Genomic DNA, 14,349 nt, shown 5'->3' on the forward strand with positions numbered 1-14,349 from the left:
ACCCGAAAGGACATCGATGTCTGACATAACGAACTCCGAACTGGACCGTCGCACCCTGCTCCGCCGCGCCGCCGCGGTCGGCCTGGTGGCGACCCCGGCGGTGGGCATGCTCAGCGCCTGTGTGGGCGGTGGCGAGGACGAGACGACCGACCAGGCCACCGGCACGAAGTCCGCGGACAACCCGCTGGGCGTCGACCCGAAGGCGCCGCTCGAGATCGTGATCTTCGACGGCGGTCTGGGCACCAAGTACGCCACCGACGTCGACACCCCGCTCTACAACAAGAAGTGGCCGGAGTCGAAGGTCGCCTACTCGGCGACCCAGGAGATCTCGACGACCGTCCAGCCGCGCCTCAACGCCGGCGACGCGCCCGACATGATCAACAACTCCGGCGCCAAGATGATGGACTTCGGCGCCATCGTGGCGGCCGGCCAGGCGCAGGACCTCACCGAGCTCTACGCCGCCGCGTCCTTCGACATCCCCGGCAAGACCGTGGCGGAGACGCTGGTCCCGGGCACCGCCGAGTGGGGCAGCTACAACGGCAAGCCGTACGCGCTGAACTACTCGTACACGGTCTTCGGCATGTGGTACAACGCCGCCCTGTTCGAGAAGAACGGCTGGACCCCGCCGGCCACCTGGGCCGAGTTCATCACCCTCTGCGACAAGATCAAGGCCGCGGGCCTCGTCCCGTTCGGCTACGCCGGCGCGAACGCCGCGTACTACATGGTCCGCGCCCTGCTCACCAGCGCCGGCAAGATCGGCACCGAGCAGGTCCTCAAGGACATCGACAACCTGAAGCCCGGCGCGTGGACCGCCCCGGCCGTCCTCGAGGCCGCCAAGGCCTGGGGCGAGATCGGCAACAAGTACCTGGACAAGTCGTTCCTCGGCCTCAAGCACACCGAGGTCCAGCTCCAGCAGAACCAGGACAAGGTCGCCTTCTACCCGTGCGGCTCCTGGCTGGAGAACGAGCAGGCCAAGGACACCCCGCCGACCTTCAAGTACGCGGTCGCGCCGTACCCTGCCGTCACCACTTCGGACAAGCTCCCGGCGGCCGCGCTCAACGCCGCGGCCGGCGAGATCTACTTCGCGTCGTCGAAGGGCAAGAACCCGCGTGGTGGTATGGAGTACCTGCGGGTCATGCTCTCCAAGGAGGCGGCGACCGAGTTCACCAAGCTCACCAAGTCGCTGACCGTGGTGCTCGGCGCCGCCGACGGTGTCGAGCTGTCCCCCGGCCTGACCAGTGCCAACGAGGCACTGAACAAGGCCGGCAAGGACGTCTTCATGGGTTACCTGTTCGACACCTGGTACAAGAAGCTCGGCGACGAGTCGCTGAGCGCCGTCAACGACCTGATGTTCAAGGGCGGCGACGCGCAGAAGTTCTGTGACCGGATGGAGGCCGCCTCACAGGCGCTCGCCAAGGACTCCTCCGTCCAGAAGCAGACCCGTAGCTGAAGTAGTAGTGAGGTAGAGCGCCATGCGGCACGGTAAGTACCCCTTCATCATCGGCTTCCTTGCCGTGCCGGTGGCGCTCTACGCCACCTTCGTGGTGGCGGCGTACATCCAGACCTTCCAGCTGTCCGTGGCCAGCTGGTCCGGGTTCGGACCGATCAAGTACGTCGGTTTCGACAACTTCGTCAAACTGTGGAACGACGACCTCTTCTGGAAGTCGTTGCGGCACAACGGTTACCTGCTCCTGCTGCTGCCGATCGTGACGATCGCGCTCGGTCTGCTCTTCGCGTTCCTGCTGAACGTGGGCGGCGGATCGAAGGGTGGCATGACCCGCGGGGTCTGGGGCTCCAAGGTCTACCGGGTGATCTTCTTCTTCCCGCAGCTGATGGCCCTCGCCATCGTCGCGGTGATCTTCGGCCGGGTGTTCGCCTCGGACAAGAGCGGCATGATCAACGGTCTGCTCCCGGACTCCTGGGCGCCGTGGCTGTTCCTGGCCGACGAACGCTGGGCGCTGACCTGCATCCTGGTGGTGCTGGTCTGGCAGGCGGTCGGCTTCTACGTGGTGCTCTTCTCGGCCGGCATGGGCTCGATCGAGCACGAGATCTACGAGGCCGCGGCGCTGGACGGCGCCACCCGGGTCACCCTCTTCTTCCGGATCACCCTGCCGCTGCTGTGGGGCACCATCCAGACCGCGTGGGTCTACCTCGGCATCGCCGCGTTCGACGCGTTCGCCCTGATCAACATCATGACCGTGGACCGCGGTGGCCCGGACGGCGCGACCTCGGTGCTGGCCATGATGATCTACCGCAACACCTTCGAGTACTCCCAGGTCGGGTACGCCTCCGCGCTCGGCGTGGTGCTGTTCTTCCTGACCCTGACCTTCGCCGCGCTGACCCTGCGGGTCACGCGACGTGACGCCGTCTGAGAGGCCCGCACATGACCACTTTGACCGCGGCCGTCTCCGAGAAGAAGTCGCAGAAGAAGGTGGAGACCCACCGCCAGGTCCGCGCCTTCAACGGCCTGGCCCACGTGGCCCTCGTCTTCTGGGCGCTGGTCACCGCCGGACCGCTGATCTGGGTGCTGCTGGCCTCGTTCAAGTCCAACACCGAGATCTTCCTCGGTGAGCCGTTCGCGCTGCCGGACTCGTTCTCGCTGGAGACCTACATCTCCGCGTGGGACCAGGCGCACATCGGCCGCTACTTCCTGAACAGCGTCTTCGTGGTGGCGGTGAGCACCGCCGGCACCATGCTGTTCGGGTCGATGGCCGCCTACGTGCTGGCCCGGTACACCTTCCCCGGCAACCGGGTCCTCTACTACGTGTTCGTCTCCGGCCTGGCCTTTCCGACGTTCATGGCGCTCGCCCCGCTCTTCCACATCCTGAAGAACTTCGGGCTGCTGAACTCGTACCTCGGCCTGATCCTGGTCTACATCGCCTACTCGCTGCCGTTCACCGTCTTCTTCCTGGCCGCGTTCTTCCGGACGCTGCCGCACGAGATCGACGAGGCCGCGACGGTCGACGGCGCCTCGCACACCCGCAAGTTCTTCCAGATCATGATGCCGATGGCGAAGTCCGGCCTGGTCAGCATCACGATCTTCAACATCGTGGGGCAGTGGAACCAGTACCTGCTGCCGCTGGTGATCATGCAGGGGCAGGGCGCCGACCAGAAGTGGGTGCTCACCCAGGGCATCGCGAACATCTCCACGCAGGCCGGTTACCACGCCGAGTGGTCGACGCTGTTCGCCGCGCTCACCCTGAGCATCCTGCCGATGATCGTGGTCTATGCGATCTTCCAGCGTCAGATCCAGGCTGGTCTGACCGCCGGGGCTGTGAAGTAGAAGTGTCATACCCCGGGGTGACAATGACCCGGTGCTGGTAGCGGTAGTTCCCGACCCGGACGGTCCTGGTGGCCGTCTGGGTCGGCATGCTTCCGGGGAGCGGTGGCACGTCCCCGACCTGGCCGCGGCGATCGCCGCGCTGGAGGCCGCCGAGCAGCCACGCTGGGTCTGGACCCGCACCGCCGACGTCTATCCGGCGCTGCTGCGCGCCGGGGTCCGGGTGGCCCGCTGCCACGATCTCGAGCTGACCGAGGCGCTGCTGCTCGGCCACGCCGGCCGGTGGGGTGAGCCACGCGGGCTCGCCGCGGCCGTCGCCCGTCTGCGCGGCCTCCCGGTCCCTCCGGACCGGCCACGGCCGGATGCCGAACCGCCCGGTTTCGCGCAGGTCGCCCTCTTCGACGCGGTTCCGGCCGAGCGCGTGGAGATCTCCGACCTTCTGGAGGTGTACGGGGAACAGGCGCGCCTCGTGGGGGAAACCGGACATCCCGGCCGTTTCCGGCTGCTGGTGGCCGCCGAGTCCGCCGGCGCCCTGATCGCCGCCGAGATGGGCCACACCGGTCTGCCGTGGCGCGCCGACATCCACGACGAGCTGCTGCGTGAGCTGCTCGGCCCGCCGCAGCCGATGGGCCCGCCCCGCCGGCTGGCCGAGCTGACCGCCCGGATCAACGCCGCGTTCGGCACCCACGGCCTGCACCCCGACCTGCCGGCCGAGGTGGTGCGCGCGTTCCACCGGGCCGGCATCGAGATCCCCAACACCCGGCGCTGGGTGCTGCGCCAGGTCGACCATCCGGCGGTTCCGCCGCTGCTGGAGTTCAAGGAGCTCTACCGGATCTGGACCGCGCACGGCTGGGCCTGGTGCGACGCCTGGGTGCGCGACGGCCGTTTCCGCCCGGAGTACGTGCCGGGAGGCGTCGTCTCCGGCCGCTGGGCGACCCGGGGCGGCGGCGCCCTCCAGGTCCCGAAGGTGGTGCGCCGGGCCGTGGTGGCCGATCCCGGTCACACCTTCGTGGTCGCCGACGCCGGCCAACTGGAGCCCCGCGTCCTGGCCGCCGTCTCCGGTGACGAGCGCCTGGCCCGGGCCGCCGCCGCCGGGGATCTGTACGCGGCACTGGCTGCCGACTCGTTCGACGGCGACCGGGCCAAGGCCAAACTCGCCCTGCTCGGCGCGATGTACGGGCAGACCGGCGGCGACGCCATCCCGGCCCTCGCCGTGCTGCGACGCCACTACCCGACCGCTTTCGAATATGTGGAGGCCGCCGCGCGGACCGGGGAGGCCGGTGGCCTGGTCCGTTCCTGGCTCGGGCGGACCTGCCCGCCGGCGGCCGGGTCGTGGCGTGCGGACGGGCTCGATCCCCCGGACGAGGTGGCCCCACCACCCGGCCGGGCGAGAGGCCGGTTCACCCGCAATTTCGTGATCCAGGCCACTGCCGCCGAGTGGGCCCTGGTCCTGCTCGCCACCCTGCGGACCGAGTTGTCCGGAACCGATGCCGAGCTGGTCCTGTTCGTGCACGACGAGGTGGTCGTGCACTGCCCCGCCGAGCAGGCCGAACGCGTGGTGGAAGCGGTGCACGCGAGCGCGGCATCGGCCGGCCGTCTGCTCTTCGGCGCCACCACGGTGCGTTTCCCGTTGGACGTCTCAGTGGTTGGTGCCTACGCCGACGCCAAGTGAAGGAGTCGGTATCGTTGATGGTCCGGCCGAGAGGCGCTGCAGCGGGCACACCCGTCACGCTCGACCGGTGATCCACCCGAAACAAGGGCGCCTCCGACTTCTCAGGGATCTCGGAGGTGTTCTCGTTGACTCAGACCGTCACCCAGCTGCGTGAGTTGCTCACTGAGCGAATTCTGGTGCTCGACGGCGCGTGGGGCACGATGCTCCAGGGCGCGAAGCTGACCCCGGCCGACTACCGCCGTGACGACCTGATCCCGGCCGACCACCCGCAGGACGTCACCGGCGACCCGGACCTGCTGATCCTCACCCGGCCGGACGTCATCCTCGACGTCCACCGGCAGTACCTGGCGGCCGGCGCCGACATCACCACCACCAACACGTTCACCGCGACCAGCATCGCCCAGGCCGACTACGGGCTGGAGCACCTGGTGCGGGAGATGAATGTGCAGGGTGCCCGGCTGGCCCGCCAGGCGGTCGAGGAGGCCACCGCCCAGGACGGCCGCCCCCGTTTCGTGGCCGGTTCGGTCGGCCCGCTCAACGTCACCCTCTCCATCTCGCCCAAGGTCGACGACCCGGCGTTCCGCGCGGTCACCTTCGACAAGGTCAAGGCGGCGTACGTGGAGCAGATCGCGGCCCTGGTCGAGGGCGGTGTCGACCTGCTGCTGATCGAGACGGTCTTCGACACGCTGAACGCGAAGGCCGCGATCGCGGCGGCCCGCGAGGTGGCGCCCGACCTGCCGCTGTGGCTCTCGCTGTTCCTGGACATCTCCGGCCGTACCCTCTCCGGGCAGACCGTGGAGGCGTTCTGGCGCTCGATCGAGGGCGCGAAGCCGCTGGTGGTCGGCGTCAACTGCTCGCTCGGCGCCGCCGAGATGCGGCCGCACGTGGCCGAGCTGGCCCGGATCGCCGGGACCTACGTGGCCTCGCATCCCAACGCCGGCCTGCCCAACGCGTTCGGCGGCTACGACCAGCAGCCGGCCGAGACCGGGCGGCTGCTCGCCGAGTTCGCGGACTCCGGACTGATCAACCTCGTCGGCGGCTGCTGCGGCACCACCCCGGCGCACATCGCCGCCATCTCCGAGGGAGTCCGCGGCGCGGCTCCGCGCGTCATCGACCCGCCCGCGCCGACCACCCGGTTCAGCGGCCTGGAGCCGTTCGCGATCGGGCCGGACACCGGCTTCGTCATGATCGGCGAGCGGACCAACGTCACCGGCTCGGCCAAGTTCCGCCGCCTCATCGAGGCCGACGACTACCAGGCCGCCGTGGACGTGGCCCTGGAGCAGGTGCGCGGCGGCGCCAACCTGCTCGACGTGAACATGGACGCCGACCTGCTGGACAGCGAGCGGGCCATGGTCACCTTCCTCAACCTGATCGCCACCGAGCCCGAGGTGGCCCGGATCCCGATCATGATCGACAGCTCGAAGTTCTCGGTGCTCGAGGCCGGCCTCAAGTGCGTGCAGGGCAAGGGCGTGGTCAACTCGATCAGCCTCAAGGAGGGCGAGGGCCCGTTCCTCGAGCAGGCCCGCCGGATCCGCGACTTCGGCGCCGGTGTGGTGGTGATGGCCTTCGACGAGCAGGGCCAGGCCGACACCCGCGATCGCAAGGTGGAGATCTGCGGCCGCGCCTACGACCTGCTGGTCGGGGACGGCTTCGACCCCCACGACATCATCTTCGACCCCAACGTGCTGGCGGTCGCCACCGGCATCGCCGAGCACAACGGGTACGCGAAGGCGTTCATCGAGGCGCTCCCGCTGATCAAGCAGCGGTGCCCCGGCGCCCGTACCAGTGGGGGTGTCTCGAACCTGTCGTTCGCCTTCCGTGGCAACGACGTGGTCCGCGAGGCCATGCACTCGGCGTTCCTGTTCCACGCCGTCACGGCGGGCCTGGACATGGGCATCGTCAACGCCGGCCAGCTCGCCGTCTACCAGGACATTCCGGCCGACCTGCTGGAGCTGGTCGAGGACGTGCTCTTCGACCGCCGCGAGGACGCCACCGACCGCCTGGTCACCTTCGCCTCCACGGTCACCGGCTCGGGCGCCAAGCGCGAGGTCGACCTGTCCTGGCGCGACGCCCCGGTCGAGGAGCGGCTCAGCCACGCCCTGGTGCACGGCATCGTCGACTTCATCGAGGCGGACACCGAGGAGGCCCGGCACAAGCTGCCCCGCCCGCTCGACGTCATCGAGGGCCCGCTCATGGACGGCATGGGCGTCGTCGGCGACCTCTTCGGCTCCGGCAGGATGTTCCTGCCACAGGTGGTCAAGAGCGCCCGCGTGATGAAGCGGTCGGTCGCCTACCTGCTGCCGTTCATGGAGCAGGAGAAGGCCGAGAGCGGCAACCACCGCGGGCAGGGCAAGGTCGTCCTCGCCACGGTCAAGGGCGACGTCCACGACATCGGCAAGAACATCGTCGGCGTGGTCCTGGGCTGCAACAACTACGACGTGATCGACCTCGGCGTGATGGTCCCGGCCGCCAAGATCCTGGACACCGCGATCGCCGAGGGCGCCGACGCCATCGGCCTCTCCGGCCTGATCACCCCGTCGCTGGACGAGATGGTCGCGGTCGGCGCCGAGATGCAGCGCCGGGGCATGAAGCTCCCGCTGCTGATCGGCGGGGCCACCACGTCCAAGCAGCACACCGCGGTGCGGATCGCCCCGGCGTACGACGCGCCCACCGTGCACGTGCTGGACGCCTCCCGCGTGGTCGGCGTGGTCGCCGACCTGCTCGACCCGGTCCGCGCCGGCAAGCTGGACGAGGCCAACCGGGCCGAGCAGGAGCGCCTGCGGATCCAGCACGAGCAGCGCCACTCGCAGCCGCTGCTCACCATCGGGCAGGCCCGCGCCAACCGCGAGACGGTCGACTTCGGCGACCTGCCGGTGCCGGCGTTCACCGGCGTCCGCGAGGTGGCGCCGACCATCGCCGAGCTGCGCCGGCTGATCGACTGGCAGTTCCTGTTCCTGGCCTGGGAGCTCAAGGGCAAGTACCCGGCGATCCTCGACCAGCCGGTGGCCCGCGAGCTGTTCGACGACGCCAACACGCTGCTCGACCAGATCATCGCGGAGGGCTCGTTCCAGGCCCGCGGCCGGTACGGTTTCTGGCCGGCGCACGCCGACGGCGACGACATCAGGCTGGCCGGCGGCGCCTCGTTCCCGATGCTGCGGCAGCAGACCGAGAAGCCGGCCGGCCGCGCCAACCGCTGCCTCGCCGACTACATCGCCCCCGAGGGGGACCACCTCGGCGGGTTCGCGGTGGCCATCCACGGCGCCGAGGACCTGGCCGCCCGGTACGAGGCCGAGCACGACGACTACCGGGCCATCATGGTCAAGGCCCTGGCCGACCGGCTGGCCGAGGCGTTCGCCGAGTACCTGCACCTCAAGGCCCGCCGCGACTGGTTCGAGCCGGACGCCCAGCCGGCGCTTGCGGACCTGCACGCCGAACGGTTCCGTGGCATCCGCCCGGCCCTCGGCTACCCGGCCTGCCCGGACCACAGCGAGAAGCGTGACCTGTTCGAGCTGCTCGGTACGTCGGCGATCGGCGTCAACCTCACCGAGTCGTACGCGATGACCCCGGCCGCCGCGGTCAGCGGCCTGATCTTCGCGCACCCGGAGTCCCGCTACTTCACGGTCGGCCGGCTCGGGAAGGACCAGATCGAGGACTACGCGCGGCGCCGCGGCGTCCCGGTCGCCGAGGTGGAGCGCTGGCTGCGGCCGAACCTCGCGTACTCGATCGACTGAGCGGCTCCGGCCGGGCCGCGGAGTGATCCGCGGCCCGGCCGTGCATCAGCGACTGGCCCAGACGTCCAGGTTGAAGCGCTCCAGCAGGCTCGGGACGAACAGGCCGGCGATGGACAGCAGCGCGATCACGGTGAACGCGGTGCGCAGGATGACCACCTCGACCTTGCCGCCGACCTTCACCGCCATGCTGTTCGGGATGCCGACCATCATCCACATGCGGCGCTTGACCGGAATCGGCCACATGATCGGCACGCCGTTCTTGGTGATCATGTCGCCCAGGATGTGCACGAAACAGCCCACCCCGACCGCCAGTCCCAGCAGCGGATAGCCGCGGTCGCTGGGCAGGTTCGCCGCCGTGAACCAGGCGATCAGAGCGGAACACAGCGTCACGATCACCCAGCCGGCCCGCTCCGCCCAGTCGTCGAACAGGCCGCGCAGCGCCAGACCGCCCATGAAGAAGACGATCCCGATCACCGCCCAGTAGCCGTAGCGGTCGGCCAGCGCCGTCGTGCCCCAGCCGATCAGGGCACAGAACGGCAGCGTGTGGGTGAAGGTGCGGTGGCCGTTGTCGCGGCGCGGGTCCCGGCTCAGTTTCGTCGCCGTGTAGACGCCCAGCGAGAACTTCTCCACCACCTCGGCCACGAACAGCGACGCCACACCGAACGTGCGGGCCACCGTGGCGCCACCCTGGTTACGGGTCACCTTGCCGGAGAGATCCAGATCGGGCAGCAGGGCGCCACCGGCGCAGATCGCCGTGCCCACCGCCACTTCGAGTGGCGTCTGGCTCACGTTGGCGAACTGGTCGAGCGCCCAACTGCCGGCCAGCCAGGCGGCCGCGCCCGAGAGCGCGTGCGACGGACCCATCATCTTGTCTTGTCCCTCCCCGAACAAACTGGCCCACTCTGGCAGAGTGAACGGAGAAGATCAACGACCGTCGCGTCCATGTCGGAGTGGGGTCGGCCACCCGACACTTCCGGCGATCAGTGACGGTGGTGGTGCCCGAACGTGTACTCCGGCCGCCAACGGCCGTGGGCGGCGTGCTTGACCAGCCCCACCACCAGGAACGTCAGCGGGATCGCCGGCCAGAAGAAGCCCGAGCCCGAGATGATCCACAGTCCGGTGAGGACACCCGCGAGGATCATGATGAAGCTGGCGTGCCGGCGCAGCGACCGGCGTGTCGCGGCGCGCGCCTGCGGGGTCCGGGCCAGGGCATGCCGGCCACCGCCGGGCAGATCGGCGGTCAGCGACGTCAGCTCGTCGCGGTACTTCGCGGCGTACGCCGAAGCCAGCCGCTCCTCTCCCTCCACCATGTCGAGGCGGCCCTCGGCCATCGCGGCACGCAGGATCTCGGCGACCTGCTCCCGCTCGGTGTCGGAGGTGCGCAGGCGGGCCGGAGTGGTTTCCATGATGTCGTCTCCCTCGATCGCGTTTCCCTGCACACCAGAGTGGGCGCCGGAGGAGGGCGCGCGCGTCGGCCCGGCGAGGCATCCGTGCGGCGCAGTCCGCGCCGTCGTCGATCTTTCTCGTACGCCCGGAGTCGTACCCGGCCCTCGGCGGATGCGCCCCGGGTCGTACCGCGGGGAGCTACCGCGCGGCGATGTGCGGGCCCGCACGGTGCCGTAGGTTCGGGTGCATGAGGCAGGCCGACGACTGCGGGCCGCGTGCGGTGGACCCGGCCGGGCCGCCGTGGCGGCGGCGGGGCAGGCATGCCGGCTGGCCGCCCGGGGCCGCGGTGGCGGCGGCCGTCTTCCACCTGGCGGGCACCGGCGAGCTGGCCGACCGGGGTGGCGTCCACCTCGCCACCGGGCCGCTCTACTACTTCCTCCTGCTCGCCGGGCCGGTGGCGCTGCTCTGGCGGCGGCGCGCCCCGCTCGTGGCCTTCGCCGTGTCCGCGGCCGCGTCGATCGCCTTCGCGAGCCACGCCGAGCCGTACTGGATGTATGCGGTCGCCCCCGCCATCGCCCTCTTCACCCTGGCCAAACAGGGGCGCCGGACCGCCGCCGCGATCGCCGCGGCCACCGCCTGGGCCGGATATGTTCTGGTCACCGTGGTCCTCGCCGGCCCGCTGGACCTGCCGGCCGGGGTGAGCCCCGGGCTGCGGGAGGTGACGCTCGCCGCGGCCGGGCTCGGCGGCGCGGTGCTCGCCGGCGTGGTGTCCCAGGTGCACCGCGACCAGATGGCGACCATCGCCCGGGCCCGGCGCGAGCGGGCCCGCGCCGAGGAGGAGCAGGAGCGGCGGCAGGCCTCGGAGGAGCGCCTGCGGATCGCCCGGGAGCTGCACGACGTCCTCGGGCACCACCTGTCACTGATCAACGTCCAGGCGGGAGTGGGTCTGCATCTGATGGACAACCGGCCGGAACAGGCGCGGGAGGCCCTCTCGGCGATCAAGACGGCCAGCGCGGAGGCGTTGCGTGAGGTGCGGTCGGTGCTCGGCGTCCTGCGTACCGAGGGTGAGGAGGCGCCCCGGCAACCGGCCCTCGGCCTGAGCCGCCTCGCCGACCTGACCGCCGGCGCCGGCTTTCCGGTGCGGACCCGTGTCGACGGCGAGGAGCGTGAGCTGCCCGCCGAGGTGGACCGCGCGGCGTACCGGATCGTCCAGGAGGCCCTCACCAACGTGCGCCGCCACGCCGGCCCGGAGCCGACCGTCCTGGTCGAGATCCGCTACACCCTCGGGTCGCTGATGCTGTCGATCACCAACACCGGCCGGGCGGCCGCTGCCGCACCGCAAACCGAGGACCCGGCCGCCGGCGGCATCGCCGGGATGCAGGCCCGCGCCCACAGCCTCGGCGGGACCCTCACCGCGAGGCCGTCCTCCGGCGGCGGCTTCCTGGTCACCGCGGTCCTCCCCACCGGCCCCGGCGGCGTCCCACCCGAGCCGGCGCTGTCCGAGAACGGGCCGGGGGTGGAGCGGTGATCTCGGTGGTGCTCGCGGATGATCAGGCGCTGGTGCGGGCCGGGTTCCGGGCGCTGCTCGACGCGGAGCCGGACATCGACGTGGTCGGGGAGGCGGCGGACGGGCTGCGGGCGGTCGAGGTGGTGCGGGCCGCGCGGCCGGACGTCGTACTGATGGATATCCGCATGCCCGGGGTGGACGGCCTGGAGGCCACCCGCAGGATCGCGTCGGACCCGGCCCTCGCCGGCACGAAGGTCGTCATCCTGACCACCTTCGAGCTGGACGAATACGTCTTCGAGGCGTTGCGGACCGGGGCGTCCGGGTTCCTGGTGAAGGACACCGAGCCGGTGGATCTGCTGCGCGGGGTGCGGGCGGTCGCGGCCGGTGACGCGCTGCTGTCGCCGAGCGTGACCCGGCGGGTGATCGGCTCGTTCACCGCGGCCGCGGCCCGGGGGCGCCCGCCGGAGCCGCCGCGTGAGCTGGACCAGCTCACCGACCGGGAGCGGGAGGTGATGGTGCTGGTCGCGGAGGGGCTCTCCAACGACGAGATCGCGGCCCGCCTGGTGATCAGCCCGGCGACCGCGAAGACCCACGTCAGCCGCACGATGATCAAGCTCGGCGCGCGGGATCGCGCCCAGCTGGTGGTCTACGCCTACGAGGCCGGCCTGATCCGCCCCGGCTGGCTGGCCCCCTGACCCGGCCGGGTCACCAGCCGGGGATCATGGTGTCGCCGGGTGGGGCGAACCAGGCGGGGCCGTCCTCGGCCAGGGACGTACGGATGCGGTGCAGCGCGTAGGGGTTGAGATCCGGGAGCGCGTCCAGCGGGAACCAGCCGACGGCCAGGGACTCGGTGTCGTTGACCCGGGCGACGCCGGAGACCGCACGGCAGCGGAACCAGGTGTTGACCATCTGGCAGTGGTCGCCGTTGGGGTAGGTGACCTCGTGCAGCGCCACCCCGGCCAGCCGGTCGATCCTCACCCGGACCGACGTCTCCTCCTCCACCTCCCGGATCACCGTGTCGGCCGGCTGCTCGCCGGGGTCCATCATCCCGGCGATCAGTGTCCAGCTCGCGTTGTCGCTGCGCTGGTGCAGGAGGATCTGGCCGCGGTCGTCGAAGACCACGGCGGTCACCGACGGGAACATGATCAGGCCGGGGCCGGTCTTGGCGCGCAGGCCGGTGACGTAATCGGAAGCTGGCACGTCGCCGACCTTAACCGGCGGGCGACAGGATGGCGCGGTTTCGGCCGGCCGCCTTGGCGGCGTACAGGGCCTCGTCGGCGTCGTGCAGCAGCGCCTCCGGGTCGGGGCCGACGGCGACGGCGGCACCGATCGAGACGGTCACCGACAGCAGGTCGCCGCCGATGTCGACGGGGAGGCCGGCCATCTCCTCGCGGAGACGCTCGGCGAGGGCGTAGAGCTCGCCGGGCCCGGTGTGCGGGGCCAGCACCACGAACTCCTCACCGCCGTAGCGGGCGATCACGCCGCCGGCCCGGCTGCCGGCGGCCAGGCGCCGGGCCACCTCGCGCAGGACCTGGTCGCCGGCCGGATGCCCGTACCCGTCGTTGACCTTCTTGAAGTGGTCGACGTCGATGATCAGCAGGCCGACGCCGTGGCCGGCGCGGGTGGCCCGGCGGCACTCGACGGCCAGCGCCTGGGTGAAGTGCCGGCGGGTGTGCAGGCCGGTCAGGCTGTCCGTGACGGCGGCCCGCCGCTGCGCCGTGACCAGGCCGTACATCCGGGCGAGCACGAGCAGGAACATGACCGCGCAGGCCGCGCTGATCAGCGGCACACTGACCGGCTCGCCGCGCAGCCACTGAATGAACTGGACGCCCGGCGCCATCAGCACGGCGACGGCGAGGACGCCGAGCCGGGCCGGCGACGCGTCCGGCAGGGCGGTGTCGCTGCGCTGGTCGAATCGTCGGATGCCGGGATGCAGGGCGGCCGTGCCGAGCAGCCCGAGCGAGATCATCCACATGGCGTCGAGGTACGCCTCGTCGACCGCGCCGCCGTCGGCGATGCCCTCCACCGCGTACGCCGTGTCGACGGAGAACATCAGGGTGAGGCTGCTGAGGAGGAGCCAGAGCACGGGCCCGCGGGTGCCGGTGCCCATCACCAGGCGGACCGCCAGGATCAACACCATCAGATCGAGGACCGGGTACGCCGACTGCGTCAGTTTCGCGTTGAGCGGCAGCGCCGAGTCGGAGGTCAGCGGCTGGAGCACGTAGATCCAGGTGAGCAGGCCGGCGCTGATCGACACGACCAGGGCGTCGATGCCGCTCGGGATGTCCCAGCCGGGGGTGCGGCGCCGGATGAACACCAGCACGGCGGCGGAGAGCAGCAGGTAGGAGGCGAAGTACACGAGGTCGGCCGGGGTGGGCTCGAGGAAGCTGCCGAGCCAGTCGTCGCGGACCGTCATCCCGTCCGCGACGGCGTACACCGCCTGGGCCGCGGCCAGCAGGAACCAGCCGGCCCGGTGCGGTGGCCGGTGCCGGAGCGTGCCGACCAGCACGGCGATCGGCGTGCCGGCGCTGACCAGCATGTACGGCGCGATGGTCACCAGGTAGGAGGTGTCCGTCGCCCCGAGCGTCACGCGCAGGGCGACACAGAGCACCATCACACCGGTCCAGGTGAGTCCAGCCCAGAGTTCTCGTCGCACGTTTAGGAAGAATCCGGTGCCGGAGTTGCTCGTCGGGTGCGGATCCGGGGGACCTCTGGTGCCGGCGTCCCGGGCCTTACACGTTTGACATATGAGCGTGACAGTCTCAGTGTGATC

General features: G+C 70.8%; 11 protein-coding genes. 7 read left to right on the forward strand and 4 right to left on the reverse strand.

Features of this window, described 5'->3' with window-relative positions; all coding sequences use genetic code 11:
• The first annotated feature begins 16 nt into the window (after positions 1-16).
• From ngcE to metH, 5 genes are all read left to right on the forward strand, one after another.
• On the forward strand, positions 17-1,450 hold the full coding sequence (gene ngcE, locus IEZ13_RS06220) for an N-acetylglucosamine/diacetylchitobiose ABC transporter substrate-binding protein (protein WP_183217699.1): 1,434 nt from the start codon (positions 17-19) through the stop codon (positions 1,448-1,450).
• 22 nt (positions 1,451-1,472) lie between these two features.
• Positions 1,473-2,372, forward strand: coding sequence for a carbohydrate ABC transporter permease (locus IEZ13_RS06225; protein WP_183217701.1), 900 nt, complete (start codon positions 1,473-1,475; stop codon positions 2,370-2,372).
• A gap of 11 nt (positions 2,373-2,383) precedes the next feature.
• On the forward strand, positions 2,384-3,283 hold the full coding sequence (locus IEZ13_RS06230) for a carbohydrate ABC transporter permease (RefSeq protein ID WP_183217703.1): 900 nt from the start codon (positions 2,384-2,386) through the stop codon (positions 3,281-3,283).
• A gap of 31 nt (positions 3,284-3,314) precedes the next feature.
• A complete protein-coding gene (locus IEZ13_RS06235) occupies positions 3,315-4,952 on the forward strand; it encodes a bifunctional 3'-5' exonuclease/DNA polymerase (RefSeq protein ID WP_268240082.1) in 1,638 nt (545 codons plus the stop codon).
• A 125-nt stretch (positions 4,953-5,077) separates the two neighbouring features.
• Positions 5,078-8,683, forward strand: coding sequence for a methionine synthase (metH, locus tag IEZ13_RS06240; protein ID WP_183217705.1), 3,606 nt, complete (start codon positions 5,078-5,080; stop codon positions 8,681-8,683).
• Between the two features lie 45 nt (positions 8,684-8,728).
• Here metH and IEZ13_RS06245 read toward each other — a convergent pair whose 3' ends face one another.
• Entirely contained in the window at positions 8,729-9,550 is an 822-nt protein-coding gene (locus tag IEZ13_RS06245; protein WP_183217707.1) for a metal-dependent hydrolase, read from the reverse strand.
• Positions 9,551-9,663: 113 nt separating this feature from the next.
• Positions 9,664-10,089, reverse strand: a complete 426-nt coding sequence (locus IEZ13_RS06250) for a DUF1707 SHOCT-like domain-containing protein (protein ID WP_183217709.1) — start codon at positions 10,087-10,089, stop codon at positions 9,664-9,666.
• Positions 10,090-10,316: 227 nt separating this feature from the next.
• Here IEZ13_RS06250 and IEZ13_RS06255 point away from each other — a divergent pair, with 227 nt between their 5' ends.
• Both IEZ13_RS06255 and IEZ13_RS06260 read left to right on the forward strand, forming a co-directional pair.
• Positions 10,317-11,597, forward strand: coding sequence for a sensor histidine kinase (locus tag IEZ13_RS06255; protein ID WP_183217711.1), 1,281 nt, complete (start codon positions 10,317-10,319; stop codon positions 11,595-11,597).
• Entirely contained in the window at positions 11,594-12,271 is a 678-nt protein-coding gene (locus IEZ13_RS06260; protein ID WP_183217713.1) for a response regulator, read from the forward strand. Before IEZ13_RS06255 ends, IEZ13_RS06260 begins: the two co-directional genes overlap by 4 nt.
• Positions 12,272-12,281: 10 nt before the next feature.
• Here the strand turns inward: IEZ13_RS06260 and IEZ13_RS06265 are convergent, their stop codons facing one another.
• Together IEZ13_RS06265 and IEZ13_RS06270 are read right to left on the reverse strand one after the other, a co-directional pair.
• Entirely contained in the window at positions 12,282-12,776 is a 495-nt protein-coding gene (locus tag IEZ13_RS06265) for an NUDIX hydrolase (protein WP_183217715.1), read from the reverse strand.
• 10 nt (positions 12,777-12,786) lie between these two features.
• Positions 12,787-14,232: a GGDEF domain-containing protein gene (locus tag IEZ13_RS06270; RefSeq protein ID WP_229794485.1), complete on the reverse strand. Its 1,446-nt coding sequence runs from the start codon at positions 14,230-14,232 to the stop codon at positions 12,787-12,789.
• Between the last annotated feature and the right edge of the window lie 117 nt (positions 14,233-14,349).

Origin of the sequence: Actinoplanes campanulatus (assembly GCF_014647795.1) — a bacterium.
Taxonomy (GTDB): domain Bacteria; phylum Actinomycetota; class Actinomycetes; order Mycobacteriales; family Micromonosporaceae; genus Actinoplanes; species Actinoplanes campanulatus.